Source organism: Shewanella sp. Sh95 (assembly GCF_001308045.1).
Lineage (GTDB): Bacteria > Pseudomonadota > Gammaproteobacteria > Enterobacterales > Shewanellaceae > Shewanella > Shewanella xiamenensis.
Window position 1 is genome coordinate 1 of record NZ_LGYY01000108.1, and the last position, 18,053, is coordinate 18,053.

Genomic DNA, 18,053 nt, shown 5'->3' on the forward strand with positions numbered 1-18,053 from the left:
TTGGAGGTACTCAGGCGGCCTGATTATCAAATCACGGAGAAAGAATTGCTGGCGGCCTGGGTATTATTCGCCAATCAGTTGCTCAAATATGGCTATGCTATGGCTGATTTATGAGGGGATCCTTCAGTGCCGAGTGGCAGTCAAGGTTTGTGAATGACTTTATATTAAAAACTCAATCCATACTTTGATTGCTCATCTCAAACGCCGCAACACTATGAAAACTTATGATAAGCTGGCCGCTTTCTAATCAGGCAGTATTTGCTAATTAAGTTAAGGATAACCCATGCGTTTGAGTGTTATCGGCTCCCTGCTATCGGGGTTGTTATTATTCCCAAGTGCCAATAGTGTTGGTGAGTCGTTTGAAACTGCGATTGTGTCGGAAAGCGCGCAAGGCGGTCAGTCAGTTAAGCTTGAAAGCCAAACAGCATCCTCTGTCTCAAAGACTGCGGAGATTAAGAGCTTAATCCAAGCGGCGATAATGGATTCGCCGCAGCCATTTAGTGGCAGTGTCATTCTGCTTGAGCGGGGGAAACCACTGCTTGAATTGCAAAAGGGTGAAGGTATTAGTAAAGATTCGCGCTTTGTGATGGCATCGCTCTCTAAACAAATCACTGCAACCTTGATATTACAGGCGGTCGATGCGGGAAAACTCGATTTAAATCAAACGTTAAATCATTACCTTTTTGGCGATACGAAGGGAGATAACAAGGCATTAAAAGCCGTTGTGGCGGGCACAAATTCAAGTGCAAACGCTTTAAATCCCGGTCGATATGATGAGCGGATTACGCTGCATCAACTGCTGACGCATACATCGGGTGTCGATAAGCTAGGTAAGGCCAATCGATTTGAGCCGGGTAGCCAATTTGAATATTCCAACTTTGGTTATTCACTGCTTGGGCAAGTGCTTGAAAAGGTCAATCACCAATCCTTTGCCGAGCAAGTGGCGCAATTTGCTGCGCGATACCAGCTTAATGGCCTGAGTGCTGAGCAGGGTAGTCTTGAGGTGATTCACACCAAAGTGCCTTCACTCGCCGTTGGTTTACAGGAAAGCGAAGTGATTGCACCTGCTGAGCTGGTAATTGATGAAGCGTTATTGCCCGCTGGTGGATTAATTGCCTCGGCGGCCACTTATGCCGACTTTCAGCAGCAATTACATGCTGGCAAGTTGTTGAGTCCAGAGAGTTATCAAAGGATGACAACGGCGTATACCGAGATCCAATTTTTGTGGCCGAATATGCGTTATGGTTATGGAATAAGGATCAATAAGGACGATGGCATCGTCGAATACAGTCATACGGGTTATTTAACCGGTTATATGTCGATGACGCTGCATTATCCCGAATTTAATTTGGATTTGGTGATGCTGGAAAATCTATCGCTAAATCTTAATGATCGCGCTCGAGTATTTGAACTGCATAATCAGATCCGTCAAATTATCTGTAGCCAGTTGCTGCTTGCTAAAGCTTCTAATGTTTAAGTCTCTGATGTTTAAGCCTTAGCTTTCGCCATTATGTTGGCGAATAGACTGCTAAGTCTGCTGATGCGTGGTTAGGCTTAACCTCGAAAGTATAAAGCCCCTTTAAGTGACGATATAAAAGGGGCTTTATCTTGGGTTGCTAGCTAAGGTGCTAACTGTTACCAAAAGCGCTTTCTTAGCGCAGTTTCGATTTCAATCTCTACTCTAAAGTATTGCAAAATCGTCCAGACGGAATCGACTAAGGCTTCGGTAAGTGCGGGATAATCATCCCCGATAACCTTGTTGATTTCATCAACCATTTCATCGAGATAGTCCTGAACTCCTTCTTCAAATTCGGCTTTTGTCGCTTGATTGCGGAAAAAGCTAAAGTTGTCGAGCTTTTCAATCAATAGTTCAACCTGTTCTTTAACTGAGTTTAACTGTTGAGCCGTGATGCTTGGATCGCTGGCTATCGGCTTAAAGAAATGCAGCACTTTGTTTTTGAGATCAAATAGCGTCGGGATTTGGCTTCTATCCACCGCCGCATCACTGACCTCTAATCTGGGTTTATGAGTATGTGCATGTTTTGGCGCCTCCACATGGGTTGTGCCACATTCAAGCGTAAGCGATGCGACTTCTGGCTTCGCTACGTGATGGTCGATAACTGTGGGTGCTGCTGGTATTTCACGCCCTAGCTTCTGTAATAGCCGACGTTGGAAATAACTTTGTGGCTGAGCTTTACTCAGAGCTTGCTCAAGTTGGGACTCACTGTAGGGGACGATTTGCAGTAGTACTTCGAAAATCTCTTTATATTCCTGCTCCATAGTCACGCTCAGCGGGCTATTACCGACACTATTAGTTACGGTTAAATCAGCGCCATATTGCTGCAATAGTCTTAAGATCCGCACCGCCGTTGACTCAAAGCGAGGAAACTCATTCGAGCTGCCGCCCATCACGGCGCAAAGGGCTGGGGTGGTGTCTTCGGCATTGATGGCATTGGGGTTGGCGCCATGTTCGAGTAACACTTCAACGCAGGATTGTGCGCCGTAATAGCAGGCGCACATCAGTGGTGTAAATTGTTCATCTACTGAGAATTCTTCAATTTTGGCTCCGTGGCGTAGTAATAGTTCCACGGTATTACGCCGCATCGGGCCAGTGATTTGGTCCCACCAGTAGGTCGAAATCGCCTTGTGCAGAATAGGCGAATTATCATGGCCGCAATGGGTAAAAATATCCCCGCCTTGGTTAATCAGCCATTCAAGTACTTGGGTTCGACAGGCGATGGCCGCAGCGGACACATAGTTAGTGTTGTAGATATTGGTAAGGTTTAAATCGAGTCCCTTGGTGAGCAGATATTCCATCACTTGGATAAGTGTTGCTTGATCTTCTTTACCCGAACCACGTTGGCAGATAGTCAGCAAGCTTGGTTCATCCACCGCACCAAATTTTTTATTGATATCCATACCATATTTTATGAAGAGGTCGAGAAACTCCGGTAGAAAGGTTTTCTTCTCGACCATCGGATAAACCAATAGTCGCAAGTTCGACCAGGCCAACATTTCGTAGGGTTTACCCGCATTCATAAATACAGAATTGGGATCCGCGCCATATTTGAGCAACAGCTCTAGTGCTTGATAGATATATTCCCGTTGATTCACATCGGTAAATTGGGCGTTATTAATAAATTGGTTGAGCACGGGTGAATGATCGGCGTCAGGCGGTGTCATCCTATAGATGCGATTGATATCGACGGTCGCCTTAATCAATTTTTCGATAATTCTGAGGTGAAATTCTGAGGTCAATGCCGCGTAGAGCAAACTTTTAGCGTGGGAGTCGGCTTTGAGCTGCGGATAATGATCTAGCAGATATTCAGTGTATTGTTGTGATTTAGCATAGACACAGAGTTCGAGTAAATTGGCGTCATCCCAAAAGCTGCTATCGTTGGCCATAATATAACGGGACTTTTTAAACTCAGGATAGCGTTTTACTAATGGCGCGAAGGCTTCAACTCCCCAAAAGTCGCTGGAAAAAATAATCTCTTCAATCAGGCTTAATTGGCCAATGTCCAAATAAAGATCTTTATTAATGAGATGTAAAAAGACATCTTTACTGCGCTCAGCATAAAGGATTTCTAAGGGATGATTTAACTCGCCATTGGTCCAAAAACTCACTGAATGATTGATATCCAATCCCAGTTCAAGCAAGAGGTCGATCATGGCAATACGCTGACTGTCTTGGTAGATATACTGAGGATTTGGATGAAATAAGTAGTTTAACCAGCAGTTATTAAATTGATTTTGATAGTAAACGTTAGCACCAGCCTTGAGGTAGAGCTTTACCAACTCAGGATTATTAAACTCAATTGCTGCGTGCAGGGCACTAAAGCCATTGCATTCAATTTGAGCGCCATTATCCAGCAGATATTGTATCAATTCGAGGTCGGATTCAGGGCTACGAGAAAGCGGGACTAACACATTACAGGGGGAAATATCGGGATCAATAAAATTAATATCACCGCCATTGGCGAGGTACTTATTAATTTTTTGAATTTTCTTGGCTGTAGACAGCTCGTTATTAACACATATTTCCCGCAGGGTGAGATTATTATCACCAAAAATCCAATTTAGCATGGGCTTACCTATTTAATGCTTAACAATAATGCAGCAAAATCATTTCAAATACACATCATTTAACGGAGTGATTTTGTGTGTATTTTAATATGGTTAGCCACTAAAACTCTATGCTAATAAGGAGAATTAAAGACTGATTTTAGTTGAATAAGTGATTAACTGTGTTGGTTGGCATTGATTGCCGCTTATTATCAGGCAGGATGTTTAGCGAAGAATATAGCGGGGATTTACTCGGTTGGCAGACCATCCGTGGTCTGCTAAATGGAATTATTTAGGTTGCAATGGTAATAACATCGGGATCTCACAGGCATCGTGGCCGGTATTTCCTAGTGGTGCGCTCAGAGGGGAAAAACCTAAGTGTTCATAGAGCTTGAGTGCTTCTTTTAATATCGCAGTCGTTTCTAAGTAGCAGCTTTGGTAACCCGTTTGACGGGCAAAGTCGAGAGCGAGTAATGCTAAACGTTTAGCTAAGCCTTTACCGCGGATTTCGGGCATAAAGTACATTTTTTGTAGTTCACAAATGCCTGCATTATTGGCAAGTGGGGCAATGCCTGCACCACCAACGATTGTACCTTCATATTCAACAACCCAATATTGAGCACCCGCTTGCGAATAAATCTGACTTAAACAATCTAAGGTCGGGTCGGCCACGCTATAGCCTTTATCTGCGGTCAAACCATATTCGGCAGATACATCGCGGATAACTTGGGCTATGGCGGCATCGTCGGCGGCAGAGGCTGCACGAATAATATAGCCCGATTGCTGTTTGGCTTTATCTATTGCTTGGTTGTACTGCATCAGCGCCTGCTCAATATGTTGAATTTGATCAGGTGTGAGTTGCGCTAAGATTTCTTGAAAAAGCTGATTTTGTTGGTTATCGAGTTTTGCGAGTAACTTTTTACCCGCGCTCGTCAGTTGTACGACAAGGCAACGACTATCCTTAGGGTGCATTTGGCTCTGGGCGAGATGCTTATCGATTAAGTGCTTTATTGCTCGGCTAGCATTGGATTTATCAATACTTAGTTTGCAGGCGAGATCTTTAATGGTTTGCGGTTGATTACCGATCTCAAGCAAAGCATGGGCTTGCACGGGGGAGAGAGGTAAATCACCGACTGCTGCGTTAAGCATGCCTAGATGCCTCACCATATAGCGAGAGAGCTGCCGAAGTTGGCTAGATGAGTCTAAATCATTTGCCATAGTTTAATTAAACGCCTTTACGTTATGCAACGTTGAGCCTGACGAGTATTGCAAGCCGGTGGGCTAGCTAGGCTTATATCGCATAATTTAGTTGCAAGTTACAACTAAATTAGCGGGCTTTGCGTTGTTTTGCAATATTTTATTAACAAATTTATGGGTAAATCTCGGGATTTAAAAACGGCGCCATCGCGAGGATGATTGCTTGGGTATAATTGCTTTCACGAGTAGCGTGGCCGTGGGTGAGCAGGCCTATTGCGCCACCTTTTTGTTTGATATTAACAGTGTTAAATAATCTATCCATCACATGGCCTAATTCTTCACCCGCTTCAAGTGCCTGATAAACCTGCATCGGCAGCGGTAACAGTGCGCCACGGCCAATGCTTAAGCGTTGCTGGTGAGCAATTGCAATATAGGCAAAGGTTGCTGGGCCAAACTCGAAATGGTCGACGCCGCCTTCCATCGCAAAATAATAATCAGCTTCGGTATGTCGTTGGCAATAGTTAACGCGATTCACTGCACCTTGGCGGGTATCGCTATCTGTCATGGGCTGGGCGGGGACGCCAGAAGGTGCGTCCATGCTGAGGGTTTCAATCTGGTATTCAGGAAACAGCAGCTTCATCGCATTAGTCGCAGCATTCACTTTGACGGGGTTTTTCGATCCAACGATTACCTTGATAATATTTTGTTGCATATAAGTTATTTATTTTGATTTTTAAAGTGGACGCTCATATGGATCATTGCTTAAATGGTCGGAGGTGTCTCGCCTATGGGTTTTCTATTCTGCCATATTCATTGCTATGACTCAGTAAAAAGAGCTCGATAAAGCAAATGTTTGGGGAGCAAATAGCCATAGCCGAGCATCAGGAAGCGACATGCCATTATTGCTCCTTCAGTAAGTTAGCTGATTTAAGCAGTAAAGCGATGTCATTGAAGGAACCAAAATTAAGAGATAATAATAATGAAATTCAACAAACTCATGATCGCGATGGGGATGGCCTGCGGGGTGATGCTCACAGGCTGTAACGATAGCGAAGATAGTACTCCACCTACCGAACCTGAAACCCAACTGCAAACCTTTGCCCCTAATGGCTTACTCAAAGCCAATATCCGACGAACCACCTACGGCGTACCCCATATCCAAGCCGACAATTTAGAAAGCCTAGGTTTTGGTAGCGGTTACGCACAAGCGCAGGACAACCTCTGCGTGCTCGCCGATGGTTTCATTAAGGCGAATTCCCAGCGCTCTATGTACTTTGGCCCCCATGCGTCGATAGATTTCACCACAGGGCTACCTACCGCCGAAGATAATGGCAACTTAATCTCCGATTTTGCCTACAAAGCCTTAAAAATCCGTGAGCAAGCCGAAGCTAAGTGGCCGCAGTTTAGTGAACGCTCTCGTGCATTGATCCAAGGTTTTACCGCGGGTTATAACCAGTATCTTGCGGATGTGGAGGCGGGCAAACAAACAGCAGAACCTTTCTGTGGCGGCCAACCTTGGGTAAAACCTATCGTGCCTGAAGATGTGGTCACTTATTTGTTTTCCATTGCATTGTTACCCGGAGCGGCTAACTTCCTCGATTTGATTTTCTACGCTAATCCTGGGGATGCGCAGGAATATATGCCACGTATCGTGGGGCCTGCGCCGAGCCAAGAGCAGACCGCGTTTGTTAGCGATATGCAGTCTAAATTGATAGCCCGTGCTGCCCGTATTACCACGCCAGAAACCAATCCTCGGGATTTAGGATCTAACGGCTGGGGACTGGGTAAAGATAAGACCGAAAATGGTCGCGGTATGGTGCTGGGCAACCCGCATTTCCCGCACACGGGTAACCTGCGTTTTTGGCAATCCCATATTACCATCCCTGGGCATTTAGATATGATGGGTGGCTCGCTGGTGGGGATGCCTGGCCCGATCAATATAGGTTTTAACAAAGACTTAGCTTGGACTCATACCTTCTCAACCGCTGAGCATTTTGTGATGTACAACCTTGAGTTGGTCTCGGGCGATAGATTGCAATATCTGTTTGATGGTAAGCCCATGCCGATCAATAAAGAGACGGTTTCTATCATAGTGAACGCCGGTCCTGCGGGCATGTTAGTGGCTGAAAAGGATATTTACACCACGGCCAAAGGCCCTATGGTTGAGGCGCCACCTACGCTTGCGCCTTTTGGTTGGGATGATGGCAGTGCCTTTATGATCCAAGATGCCAATATGGCGACAATGGATCCTGTCGATCACTGGCTCGCCATGAACTTAGCGACCAATAAAGACGAATTTCAACAAGCCTTTAAAGATTACGACGGGGTTATTTTCAACAACACTATGTATGCCGATAAAGAGGGTAATGCCTTCTATATCGACGACTCGACAGTACCCGGTTTGTCCGAGTCTGCCGTTGTGCTGTTAAAGACTTCGCCCGATATTAAGGCGGCAAAAGAGAAAGCGGGCTTTACTATTTTGCCCGGTAATACCTCTTTGTTTAGCTTTAGTGGCCCAAATCCCTATGAGCGGGCGCCTAAGCTTGAGCGCAGCGACTTTGTGCAAAACTCTAATGATTCCTTCTGGTCAACTAACCTGAATGAACCATTGACTTACTTCTCGCCAATGTATGGCCCAGAAGCAGGGCAATTATCACTGCGTACCCGTATGGGATTAACGCTAATGCAGGATGCGGCAGGCAGCGATGGTAAGTTCAATCTCCAAGAGTTGGAGGCTGCCGTATTATCAAATCGTAGTTACTTGGCTGAACTGGTCTTGCCGGCATTAATTGCCCAATGTGAGGCACAAGGCAGTACGCCTGTGGTAGTGTCTGCCAGTTTATCAAAAGATCTCACCTCAGCTTGTGCGGCGTTAAAAGCCTGGAATGGTAAGCAAGATAATGACAGCAAAGGCGGCGCCTTACTGCGCGAATTTGCCCATCAGTTTAATCAAAAGACGATGTTGACCAAGGGATTTGATCCCGCGAATGCGGCGACCACTCCGAATACACTGGCTACCGACGGCAGTGCATTAGTGGCGCTTGCTCATGCGGCGCTGAATTTAGAAGCCGCAGGTTTTGCTTTAGATGCACCGCTAGGTGATGTGCAGTTTGTCGAGAAGTCTCTTCCCGATGGCACTGCCAGCGGAGCGCGTTTGCCTTGGCCAGGGAGTCACAACGCTGAGGGTGGTTTTAACGTGTTTTCAACTAGCTTGTCAGGCGACGATACGTTAATTCCACAACATAAATATGCGCCTCTGATGGACGTCGTTACAGGCAAAGCCATGGGTTCTGGCTTAACGGCGAAGGGATATCAAATACGTTATGGTTCAAGTTGGATGATGGCGGTGAGCTTTACCGATGAGGGCCCTGTTGCGCGCGGCATACTCACTTATTCTGAGTCGAGCAATATACTGTCGCCTTCGTTTACCGACCAAAGCAATCTGTATTCCAGCAGTAAGAGTTTCCGTCCTTTACTGTTTAAGGAAGCTGATATTGCGCCAGCCGTAGTCTCAACCACTGAGTTGGTGCTGCAAAAAGCCCAATAATGCTGCGCTAGTCGGGTGGTGATTCATTGGCCCACTTAGGTGGGCCTTTTTATTGGGTGGGCTTTTTATAGGTTGTTCAACGTTACAAAATGTAAAAATTTAACAATGTCGCTAGTGATCTAGTTCAAGTTTTTATAGTGGTTGTTTGAATCTAGTCTTATTTATCAGTTTTTTGTGACTTAGCGCGTTTTTGTGGCTTTTATCGACGGCAGAGTAATGTCGCCATTTAAGCTTAAGGGTAAATTTACTGTACTTTCTTGGTGATTAATTGTGATCACTTTGATGCGACATTGAAAATTTATTACATAAATTCATAGATCTAGATCTCAATCCCAGCTTTATTTGAAATTCCATTACTTAAAATGGTTTTAGATCAACTTTTGCTTAAGCTTTTTCGCTATCCTTACGCCGAATTTTTTATGCGGTTTCACCGTAAGGTAATTTTACTATGCAAAAAGATGCGATCAGTGTTTTAGAAACACCTCAAAGCACGCAAGAAAGCACAACAAGACGCTTACCTTGGACGCGCCAAGATACTACTTGGATGCTGAGTTTATTTGGTACCGCTGTGGGGGCGGGCATTCTCTTTCTACCTATCAATGCGGGTATGGGTGGTTTTTGGCCCTTAGTCTTGATGGCCATTATCATCGGACCTATGACCTATTTGGCCCACCGTGGTCTTTCACGCTTTGTTTGTTCATCGAGCATTCCTGGCAGTGACATTACCCAAGTGGTTGAAGAACACTTTGGGATTGGCGCGGGCAAGGCGATTACGCTGCTCTATTTTTTAGCGATCTATCCGATTGTGCTGATCTATGGCGTGGGGATCACCAATACTGTTGATAGTTTTATCGTCAACCAATTGGGCATGGCATCACCGCCGCGTTTTCTGCTTTCTGGTATCTTGATTTTCGGCATGATGGCCGTGATGGTAGCCGGTGAGCAATTTATGTTGAAGGTGACTCAACTGCTGGTGTATCCGCTGGTAGGGATTTTGGCCTTTATGTCTTTGTATCTTATTCCTGAATGGAAAATGGATGCACTGCAAGTTGTGCCTGAAACCGGCGCCTTTTTAGGCACAGTATGGCTAACCATCCCTGTACTGGTGTTTGCCTTTAACCATTCTCCGGCGATTTCGCAATTTTCGGTTTCCCTTAAGCGCGACCATGGCGGCAATGCCGCACGTAAGGCCGATGTGATCCTGCGTAATACGTCAATGATGTTAGTCGGCTTTGTGATGCTATTTGTGTTCTCCTGCGTGTTGTCATTGTCGCCTGAACAATTGGCCGAAGCGAAGGCAAAGAACCTGCCGATTTTGTCCTATTTAGCAAACGTGCATGATAGCGGTTTTGTCAGTTATTTCGGGCCTTTCATTGCCTTTATCGCGATTGTTTCTTCCTTCTTTGGTCACTATATGGGCGCGACTGAAGGTATGAAGGGCATTATTGTTAAGCAATTACGCTCAAGCAATAAGCAAGTCTGTGACAATAAGCTGAACAAGTTTATCCTCGTGTTTATGTTTGCCACCATTTGGGGCGTTGCGATTAAAAACCCAAGTATTCTGGGAATGATTGAGGCGCTAGGCGGCCCAGTGATTGCGGCGATTTTGTACTTAATGCCAATGTATGCTGTGTATAAAGTGCCGGCACCAAAAGCTTATCGTCACCGTATCAGCAATGTGTTTGTGGTGATTGCGGGTTTACTGGCGATGACGGCGATTCTATTTGGTCTACTCAGTTAAGACTGAGATATATAAGCGGTTTAAATGAAAGGATCGAGCATTGCTCGATCCTTTTTTATTACTTTTCTTCGTACATTAGATAGTAACTTTGCTTCATCCCTAAGGCTTGGTAGGTTTGCTGGGCTGCGAGGTTTTCCTGCTCGACATATAAACGGAAGCTGGCGGCGCCACCATTGGCCTCGGCCAATTGTTTTACTTCAGCATAGAGTCTGCCATAAATCCCCTGACGGCGATTTTGCGGGCGAATATATACGCTCTGGATCCAGTAGTAATCTTTGGCGCGCCAGTCGCTCCACTCGAAGGTAACCATCAGCGAGCCGACAATTTCTCCTTCGATTTCAGCTACCAGATAAAAGCCTTTTTCGGGATGATTAAGTAGGGTATTGACGCCTTTGATAAGCGTGGTTTCATCTAAGGCAAGACCTTCTGTCTCTTGCGCCATTGCCTGATTAAATTGGACTAGGGCGCTAAGATCTTGCACTTTAGCTTTACGGATCAACATTTAACAACTCCTCGGCGGTTAATGGCATTTACCGCTCTTGTGTTTGGGATGACGCTGATGTATCGGGATGAGTTAGGCATACACTGTAGCACGGAACCTCCCACCAGAACGAGTGAGCACAGATCCCTATCGCCATTTAATTGCGGCTAAATTTTGTACGACTAAAGTCTAATCTGCTAGGCTTGAATAAGGTTTTCACTAGCAGAAGTGGCGCGATTATGGGATTCGTTAAATCAACTCGTCGGTTTAAACCAATATTCTTACAACCTTATGATGCTCATAAAGATCTTCAAGTTAACCATGGGATGCACTTTATGCTAACTTTAGTTACCTTTGGCTTATGGGGGCTGGTTTGGTGGTATTTGATCCTCAAATCTCAGGGGGAAAATCAGTCACTCTTTAGCGGTTTCGATGATGACTATTGGAGCTACCTTATCGAGTGCGAGCAGCCGCCTGCATCGTTGTATCGTCAACGTTTTGCTCCGTCAGACAATACGGCGCAATTCGAGGCCTAAGCGATGCTTTCGCTGGATTTTGCCGCGGTTGATATCAACGTGATATAGATCATCCTTAAAGTTTTATTGCTTATGGTAGACTCGGCGGCTGGCTAATTGAAGGTTAGTCCCGCCAAGGATAAGGCTTCGCCCTATCATCATTTCAAATTCAAGGTTATAAACATGTCAAAACAAAGGTCATCAGCCTTAGGCCGGATCTGGTCTGCTTGGATGTCAGTGCCCCTGTGGCTACAAATTTTCGTTGGTATGGTGCTCGGGATTCTGGTGGGGGTCACTTTAGGCGAGCAGGCTTCCTACCTAAAACCTATTGGCACGCTGTTTGTGAATACCATCAAAATGCTGATTGTGCCTTTAGTCTTTTGTTCCTTGATTGTTGGTGTCACCTCAATGGAAGATACCGCCAAAATGGGCCGGATTGGTTTTAAATCCTTTGCGTTTTATCTCTGTACTACGGCGATTGCGATAAGCCTAGGCTTAGTGGTGGGCTATGTGATTCAACCTGGTGCGGGTGTTCCTTTGTTGCAACACGAGGCGGTAAGTACGGCCAAAGAAGTACCCTCGGTGATGCAAACGCTGATTGATATAGTGCCCACCAACCCTGTCGCTGCATTGGCGAGTGGCCAGATCCTACAAGTCATTGTGTTTGCCGTGGCACTTGGGATTGCATTGGTATTGATTGGCGACCATGGCAAACCTGCGATTAAGGTGTTTGAGAGCCTTGCCGAGGCCATGTACAAGTTGACCGATATGGTGATGAAGCTTGCGCCCTATGGTGTGTTTGGTCTAATGGCATGGGTTGCGGGTGAGTATGGCGTCGACATGCTATGGCCACTGATTAAAGTCATTATTGCCGTTTATATTGGCTGTATTATCCATGTGTTAGGTTTCTACAGCATAGTGCTGCGCCTATTTGCCAAGCTTAATCCGTTGCATTTTTTTAAGGGGATCAGCAATGCGATGGCGGTGGCATTTACCACCTCAAGTTCGGCAGGCACTTTACCTGCAAGTATGAAATGTGCGAGCGAATATCTTGGGGTAAACAAGAAGATCTCCAGTTTTGTATTGCCCTTAGGCACCACCATCAATATGGATGGTACAGCCCTATACCAAGGCGTGACCGCGCTGTTTGTGGCGCAGGCCTTTGGGATTGATTTAACGTGGGTCGACTATCTAACGATTATTTTAACCGCGACGTTAGCCTCAATCGGCACCGCGGGGGTACCGGGCGCAGGCTTAGTGATGTTGACTCTAGTGCTCTCGACTGTGGGCTTACCCTTAGAAGGTGTAGCCTTGATTGCGGGGATTGACCGCATTTTGGATATGGCGCGAACTGTTGTGAACGTCTCTGGTGACTTAGTAGCGACAACTGTAATTGCCAAATCGGAAGATGAACTCGACGTTGAGCATTACAATGCTGATATGGTGCAAAGCGCCGTGATTGCAGAGCAAAATGCCGCAAATGAAAGTGCTGCGACTAAGAGTTAATCGATCGAGTTAAGATTTGACTCGAATAAAAAACCGCCAATCGGCGGTTTTTTATTATCGATAAACTTTTATTTCAGTTGGGTTAACACTAAAACAGGTTTATCGTCGCTGCTGAGTAATGTCAGACGTCCTTGCACTAATTTGGCCTTAGCGACCAGTGGTAGTGCTTGCATGACTTTATGCTCTTGCTGCATCAATGAATCGACACAGGCTTTCATGGTGCTGCCACCAGGGATGATTTTCAACTCCTGCCCTTGCTGGTTATATTGGCCAAAAAAGTTATTGCAGCTGTTATTGCCAGAAAGCTTACCTTCAGCATCGAAGGTGATTTGAGCTGGGCTGTAATCAACAGTCGGTTGCCCTTGGACTGCTTCAATATGCCAGCTTCCCTGTAATGACACAGTGTCTTGATGGGCGACGTCAGTACTCTGACAAGCCGTTAAGCCAAAAAGTAATGCGCTTAATAGAAATGTTTGTTTTAACATTGTCTCAGTTCCTTTTTCGATATTCATGGCAATAGTGTACAAGTTTAGCGAGAGATAAAAAGAGGTTTATATGCAAGATAGCATTAAAAGCACTATGAATTTGTTGAAGTTTTTACATTGGTTAGGGGTTTTGATGTTAGTTTGTGGACTTGGGTTTTATATGTTGACTCAATGGAGTCTAGAAATCAGTGGGATGTTATTGATCGCAAGCTTAATTGGCTTAGGCTTAGTGTTGATGTCACCTTATCCTGTGGTGTTATTTATCCAATGGGCGAAGCGTCAGGATGAGTTGCCAAAATAATAGCGTTTGCGACTTTTACAACTCGGCCGAGTCTGCAGCGGGGTTGTTATAAAGCTCGGCATTGATCCCTTTTGCCTGATTACTGCTCGATTGTGTTGACTCTTGCAACATAGATTTTAGTTTACAGCGAGCATCTTCCATCATGGGCGCTAACTTAGCCGTCGATTCAGGGGTAAAGAAACTGTAACTGGAATCGAGTTTAAGGTGATGATTTTGCTGTTCTAATTGTTTTTCGACCCGCTTCATAATGTGCAATATATCGCGTTCGCTATCGACAAAGGCTAACACCACAAACTGAGTCGCGCTGAAATGGGCTGCTACATCGGCGGTGCGGATGGTATCTTGAACTAAATTGCCGAGGAGCCTGTGATGTTTCTCTTCTAAGCGTTTTTCCGGCGAGTCAGCTTCAATCAATTCGAAGAAAAGAATCCCCGCATGGGCGCCAAAGCGTCGTCCAAGATTGAGTTGCCTAGGAGCCATCATCATAAAGCCGTAATGGTTGAGCATGCCGGTCTCTTGATCGCGCATTGATAGCGATTCGATTCTATGGTTTTGACATAACAGGGATAATTCCTGCTGAAGCAGGATTTGGAAAGGTTCAAGCATGGCGCTGTTGCTTAAAGGATCGGCCATATGGGGGTTTAACACGCATAGTGAACCAAATTGACTGCCATCTGGCCATGCAATAGGGCGGGACAGAATGTATTGAATTCCGTCAAAATCTCTTGGAAGTTCATCGAGCATAAAGCGGCTTAAATTGAGATAATCTCCGTCTATGTTGCTATTTTTTAATGCTTCAAAGAGCGGGAAGTTATTTGGAAAAAGCGTGCCAGAAGTAAAAAGCGGCGTTTCGCTGACAGAACTGACGATCACTTCAAAACCCGATTGCGTTATCTGTAATACAAACACGTGGGTAGCGCTGTAGTAACTTTTTATTAATTCGCATTGTTGCATCCAACGACCTAAATTAACTTGAAGTAGATCGTTGTCAAGCACACTGATTTGGGGATTGATAGTCTCTGGCAGCATAAAATGGCGAGTGAATGACCTACAATTCAATAAGTGTGGGAAACAATAGCGTTATTAGCAAATTTTTTCCTAAAAGATAAAGTCTTTAGTATTTATTTAAGTATACTGACGCGCTTAAAATCTAGCGATAAGCTCAACTTGGACATACCTCTGATGCAAACGCGATTAGCAACTAAACAAGATGTTGATATATTGGCCGCGTTAGAGCGCCAGCATCTCAATGATGAGTTAATGTCTAATGGTGTCAATTTGGAAGGGCAAGCATTTAATCGTAATGAATTAACTCAGCTAATTGATAAGCATTGGATTGTGGTCGCTGAAATTAACGGACGCATTATAGGTTATGTGATTGCGGGACGTTGGTCGTTTTTTGAGACCTGGCCAATTTATCGCAATTTGTTGAAAAGATTGAATCGAATCAATGGCGATGGTCCTCAATTAACGATGCAAAACAGCTGTCAATACGGTCCCATCTGGGTTGATAAAGCATATCGTGGCCAAGGCGTTTTTGAGGCACTTGTTACTCGCATTTACCGAGAAGTTGCGCCTAGTTTTACTTATCTGGTGACGTTTATAGCTGATGAAAATGAGCGTTCTTTGGCGGCGCATACTCGTAAAGCTAAAATGCAAGTTGCAGATTTCTTTACTTTTTCTGATAGGGATTATTATATTATGAGTGTTGATATTCGCTCATATGCACTCGCTCATCGTTAACTCGTTTTCCCGCCATATGTTGCGTTGTTCTGCTTTCAAAAATCAGTATTTTTTAGGTTGATTGTGTCCTAAAAGATTGATCGACTATGTTCTATTAAATAGTTAGCAATAATAACCCTGATATCATGTTTGAACTTCGAAATTTTCTGGACAGAAGTTTTCTTATCTCTGTACGTGAGTCCTTTATCGCGTTACTGCCATTTATTCTTGTTAACTCACTACTATCACTGGTTATAGCGTTATTAAGTAGTTGGATCCCGGAATGGCAAACAACGGCATTTTTTTATGGCTTAACATTTTTTTCAGTGCAGCTTGCAAAGATATTTCCGTTGCTTGCGCTTATTTCTCTTTCCTTCCATTTTGCCAAATATCTTCAGCTTTCAGCGATTGTTGTGTGCTCAATCTCCTTTAGCATCTTACTGGCTTTGCATGTGCCAACCACAGAGGAAGTACTTAGCATTGATTATGTTGATGTGGTTTTAGGTGATCCTCGGGTGGTTTTATTACCGATTTTAACGGCATATCTATTGCGCATATTGGTTACTTGGCGATGGCTAGACTTAGTAAAAGGAAAAGCATTGAGTCGATATTTAAAACAGCATCTGAATATTTTTTTGCCAGTAGTTATTTGTTTTATGGTTATATTGATGCTTGTTACTGAAGCATCTGCCTTACTTAGCTGGTTTTTTTCGCCACTAATTGATACTTTGCAAACCGCGAGTATTGGGATCCAATTGTTTATCCGTATTTTATTAACCCATGTGCTCTGGAGCTTCGGAGTGCACGGTGATAATGCATATCTACTGTTAATAGGTGTCGATAATGGCTTGACTGAGGTTGTACCTAATCTAACCGCTAGTCAATTTATGGATTTGTTTATTCTTTACGGTGGCAGCGGGGCGACTTTATCGCTCATTATTGCTATTTTCATTAGTTCTAAAGACAGTGCAACACGCCATATTGCTAAGATTGCAACACCCTTTGCATTTTTCAATATCAATGAAATATTGATTTATGGTTTACCTATTATTTTTAACCCTAGATTATTATTGCCATTTATACTCTCACCCATAGTTAATTTTATATTGGCCTATAGCGCCATCAGTATAGGTATTCTAGAATTTGATGCTCATAGCTTTCCTTGGATAACACCTCCATTTATTAATGCTTATATGGCGAGTGGGCATTTTAGTGCTGTAATATTTCAATGCTTTTTGATAGCTATCGGTGTGTTGATTTATCTACCATTTGTACAGCGATTTTCTTTAATGAGTGAACACTATGAGTTCGATCGTGAGCTTATCAAAAGGATTCAATTTCAAGCAGATATTGAGCTGATGAATGAAACACATTATCTAAAAAAACAGTCAGAGTCTTTAAAGGCTGAAATTAATTTAGAGAAAACCATCAAAGAGGTGTTAGCCGGTGAATTGCAGCTTCACTATCAACCTAAGATTGCTTTAATTGATGGTAAAGTGGTTGGATTTGAGGCCCTTATTCGTCTTCGGGATGAGTATGGGGCCTTAAAAGGCCCTTATTTTATTGATGCGTTTCAACGTGCGGGCTATTCCCACATTATTGATCGTTTTGTAATTAATACCGTTGCAGAAGATCTTGCTCGTTGGGCATTAGAGGGCTTTTTTCCTAAGGTCAGTATCAATATTGACCCCAATAACATCACCGATAGTCAATTATTAGCGATTATGAATGATAGATTAGGTAGTGTTGCTCATCAGGTCGAAATTGAGATGTTAGAATCGGCATTCATGTTGGATCTAAGCCGCATTGATAGCTGTATCAAACAGCTTAAGCAGTGTGGTTTCCGTTTTTGGTTGGATGATTTTGGTACTGGGTTTTCGAGTTTAAGTCTACTGAGTCGAATCAATGTCGATGGTATTAAGCTAGATCGCAGTATTCTCGCCAATGCCAGTGAGCCTAAAGGTCGTACTTTATATCTGCAAATTTGCAAACTTTGTAGTAGTTTAGGTTTTAGCTTAACAGCTGAGGGTGTTGAAACCTGTGTTGAAGCCGAGTTTGTAAAAGAAGCTGGTGTTGCTTATGTGCAAGGTTGGTTATATGCCAAGGCAATGCCAGGACCCGATGCTAAAGCCTTTTGGTTGGAGATAAATGGTGAGTAAATCCTTGGTCAATATCTTGTTGACTAACTATGCCCAGACTAGTTTATCGGCGTGGGACAACCTGCGCGTATTATTATCCGAGTGTGCCTTGCAGCAATGTGAGGCCCGAGGATTTGAAGTCGATTGCGAAGATAGTCGCCCCCATTATTGGTTACAGATTGAAGATTGTTGGCTCGATTGCGGCCGCACCAATGCTTACAGTGCGGCTATAGTATGTTTAACGCCTGAGGTCGTTCAAGGTGCAAGGATAATTGGCGAACAAGATTGTGCACTGTTATCCGCCGCGCAGATAAACCTGCTGTGTATGCAAAACGCCCATTTTGACCACTGTTAA

15 protein-coding genes are annotated in these 18,053 nt (G+C 44.2%); 9 read left to right on the forward strand and 6 right to left on the reverse strand.

The genetic code is table 11. The features are described 5' to 3' along the window. Nucleotides 1–283: 283 nt before the first annotated feature. Nucleotides 284–1,477, forward strand: coding sequence for a serine hydrolase domain-containing protein (locus AEA42_RS07610; RefSeq protein WP_055647391.1), 1,194 nt, complete (start codon nucleotides 284–286; stop codon nucleotides 1,475–1,477). 158 nt (nucleotides 1,478–1,635) lie between these two features. Here the strand turns inward: AEA42_RS07610 and AEA42_RS07615 are convergent, their stop codons facing one another. The 3 genes from AEA42_RS07615 to yjjX form a co-directional block, all read right to left on the reverse strand. Continuing rightward, entirely contained in the window at nucleotides 1,636–4,086 is a 2,451-nt protein-coding gene (locus tag AEA42_RS07615) for an ankyrin repeat domain-containing protein (RefSeq protein WP_055647392.1), read from the reverse strand. 267 nt (nucleotides 4,087–4,353) lie between these two features. After that, nucleotides 4,354–5,283, reverse strand: a complete 930-nt coding sequence (locus AEA42_RS21770; protein WP_082389620.1) for a bifunctional helix-turn-helix transcriptional regulator/GNAT family N-acetyltransferase — start codon at nucleotides 5,281–5,283, stop codon at nucleotides 4,354–4,356. Between the two features lie 151 nt (nucleotides 5,284–5,434). Further along, nucleotides 5,435–5,974, reverse strand: coding sequence for an inosine/xanthosine triphosphatase (gene yjjX / locus AEA42_RS07625; protein WP_055647393.1), 540 nt, complete (start codon nucleotides 5,972–5,974; stop codon nucleotides 5,435–5,437). 267 nt (nucleotides 5,975–6,241) lie between these two features. Here yjjX and AEA42_RS07630 point away from each other — a divergent pair, with 267 nt between their 5' ends. Both AEA42_RS07630 and AEA42_RS07635 read left to right on the forward strand, forming a co-directional pair. Next, nucleotides 6,242–8,809: an acylase gene (locus AEA42_RS07630; RefSeq protein WP_055647394.1), complete on the forward strand. Its 2,568-nt coding sequence runs from the start codon at nucleotides 6,242–6,244 to the stop codon at nucleotides 8,807–8,809. Nucleotides 8,810–9,257: 448 nt separating this feature from the next. Continuing rightward, nucleotides 9,258–10,550: an HAAAP family serine/threonine permease gene (locus AEA42_RS07635; RefSeq protein WP_055647395.1), complete on the forward strand. Its 1,293-nt coding sequence runs from the start codon at nucleotides 9,258–9,260 to the stop codon at nucleotides 10,548–10,550. 58 nt (nucleotides 10,551–10,608) lie between these two features. On the opposite strand, the gene AEA42_RS07640 is transcribed toward AEA42_RS07635, so the two are convergent. After that, nucleotides 10,609–11,052: a GNAT family N-acetyltransferase gene (locus tag AEA42_RS07640; protein ID WP_037414619.1), complete on the reverse strand. Its 444-nt coding sequence runs from the start codon at nucleotides 11,050–11,052 to the stop codon at nucleotides 10,609–10,611. Nucleotides 11,053–11,270: 218 nt separating this feature from the next. On the opposite strand from AEA42_RS07640, the gene AEA42_RS07645 reads away from it, so the two are divergent. Next, nucleotides 11,271–11,567, forward strand: coding sequence for a DUF4234 domain-containing protein (locus AEA42_RS07645; protein ID WP_037414621.1), 297 nt, complete (start codon nucleotides 11,271–11,273; stop codon nucleotides 11,565–11,567). Nucleotides 11,568–11,729: 162 nt separating this feature from the next. After that, a complete protein-coding gene (locus AEA42_RS07650) occupies nucleotides 11,730–13,052 on the forward strand; it encodes a dicarboxylate/amino acid:cation symporter (protein WP_055647396.1) in 1,323 nt (440 codons plus the stop codon). 68 nt (nucleotides 13,053–13,120) lie between these two features. Here the strand turns inward: AEA42_RS07650 and AEA42_RS07655 are convergent, their stop codons facing one another. Next, nucleotides 13,121–13,537 carry an META domain-containing protein gene (locus AEA42_RS07655; protein WP_047539874.1) on the reverse strand — a complete coding sequence of 139 codons (417 nt, stop codon included), beginning with the start codon at nucleotides 13,535–13,537 and terminating at the stop codon, nucleotides 13,121–13,123. Nucleotides 13,538–13,607: 70 nt separating this feature from the next. Between AEA42_RS07655 and AEA42_RS07660 the strand changes: the two genes are divergently transcribed. Continuing rightward, nucleotides 13,608–13,838, forward strand: coding sequence for a hypothetical protein (locus tag AEA42_RS07660; RefSeq protein WP_037414628.1), 231 nt, complete (start codon nucleotides 13,608–13,610; stop codon nucleotides 13,836–13,838). A gap of 15 nt (nucleotides 13,839–13,853) precedes the next feature. Here AEA42_RS07660 and AEA42_RS07665 read toward each other — a convergent pair whose 3' ends face one another. After that, nucleotides 13,854–14,867, reverse strand: a complete 1,014-nt coding sequence (locus AEA42_RS07665) for a GGDEF domain-containing protein (RefSeq protein ID WP_055647397.1) — start codon at nucleotides 14,865–14,867, stop codon at nucleotides 13,854–13,856. Between the two features lie 153 nt (nucleotides 14,868–15,020). On the opposite strand from AEA42_RS07665, the gene AEA42_RS07670 reads away from it, so the two are divergent. From AEA42_RS07670 to AEA42_RS07680, 3 genes are all read left to right on the forward strand, one after another. Beyond that, nucleotides 15,021–15,581 carry a GNAT family N-acetyltransferase gene (locus AEA42_RS07670; protein ID WP_055647433.1) on the forward strand — a complete coding sequence of 187 codons (561 nt, stop codon included), beginning with the start codon at nucleotides 15,021–15,023 and terminating at the stop codon, nucleotides 15,579–15,581. 125 nt (nucleotides 15,582–15,706) lie between these two features. After that, nucleotides 15,707–17,719, forward strand: a complete 2,013-nt coding sequence (locus AEA42_RS07675) for an EAL domain-containing protein (RefSeq protein ID WP_231570533.1) — start codon at nucleotides 15,707–15,709, stop codon at nucleotides 17,717–17,719. After that, the gene (locus AEA42_RS07680) at nucleotides 17,709–18,053 is read left to right on the forward strand and encodes a hypothetical protein (protein ID WP_055647398.1); all 345 of its coding nucleotides are present in this window, start codon (nucleotides 17,709–17,711) and stop codon (nucleotides 18,051–18,053) included. Before AEA42_RS07675 ends, AEA42_RS07680 begins: the two co-directional genes overlap by 11 nt.

What these genes read in the sequence shown, in the direction of transcription:
- AEA42_RS21770 (WP_082389620.1), bottom strand. Translation starts at nt 5,283, where the DNA reads ATGGCAAATGATTTAGACTCATCTAGCCAACTTCGGCAGCTCTCTCGC.
- AEA42_RS07670 (WP_055647433.1), top strand. Translation starts at nt 15,021, where the DNA reads ATGCAAACGCGATTAGCAACTAAACAAGATGTTGATATATTGGCCGCG.
- AEA42_RS07635 (WP_055647395.1), top strand. Translation starts at nt 9,258, where the DNA reads ATGCAAAAAGATGCGATCAGTGTTTTAGAAACACCTCAAAGCACGCAA.
- AEA42_RS07660 (WP_037414628.1), top strand. Translation starts at nt 13,608, where the DNA reads ATGCAAGATAGCATTAAAAGCACTATGAATTTGTTGAAGTTTTTACAT.
- AEA42_RS07675 (WP_231570533.1), top strand. Translation starts at nt 15,707, where the DNA reads ATGTTTGAACTTCGAAATTTTCTGGACAGAAGTTTTCTTATCTCTGTA.
- yjjX (WP_055647393.1), bottom strand. Translation starts at nt 5,974, where the DNA reads ATGCAACAAAATATTATCAAGGTAATCGTTGGATCGAAAAACCCCGTC.
- AEA42_RS07665 (WP_055647397.1), bottom strand. Translation starts at nt 14,867, where the DNA reads ATGCTGCCAGAGACTATCAATCCCCAAATCAGTGTGCTTGACAACGAT.
- AEA42_RS07610 (WP_055647391.1), top strand. Translation starts at nt 284, where the DNA reads ATGCGTTTGAGTGTTATCGGCTCCCTGCTATCGGGGTTGTTATTATTC.
- AEA42_RS07655 (WP_047539874.1), bottom strand. Translation starts at nt 13,537, where the DNA reads ATGTTAAAACAAACATTTCTATTAAGCGCATTACTTTTTGGCTTAACG.
- AEA42_RS07645 (WP_037414621.1), top strand. Translation starts at nt 11,271, where the DNA reads ATGGGATTCGTTAAATCAACTCGTCGGTTTAAACCAATATTCTTACAA.
- AEA42_RS07630 (WP_055647394.1), top strand. Translation starts at nt 6,242, where the DNA reads ATGAAATTCAACAAACTCATGATCGCGATGGGGATGGCCTGCGGGGTG.
- AEA42_RS07680 (WP_055647398.1), top strand. Translation starts at nt 17,709, where the DNA reads ATGGTGAGTAAATCCTTGGTCAATATCTTGTTGACTAACTATGCCCAG.
- AEA42_RS07615 (WP_055647392.1), bottom strand. Translation starts at nt 4,086, where the DNA reads ATGCTAAATTGGATTTTTGGTGATAATAATCTCACCCTGCGGGAAATA.
- AEA42_RS07650 (WP_055647396.1), top strand. Translation starts at nt 11,730, where the DNA reads ATGTCAAAACAAAGGTCATCAGCCTTAGGCCGGATCTGGTCTGCTTGG.
- AEA42_RS07640 (WP_037414619.1), bottom strand. Translation starts at nt 11,052, where the DNA reads ATGTTGATCCGTAAAGCTAAAGTGCAAGATCTTAGCGCCCTAGTCCAA.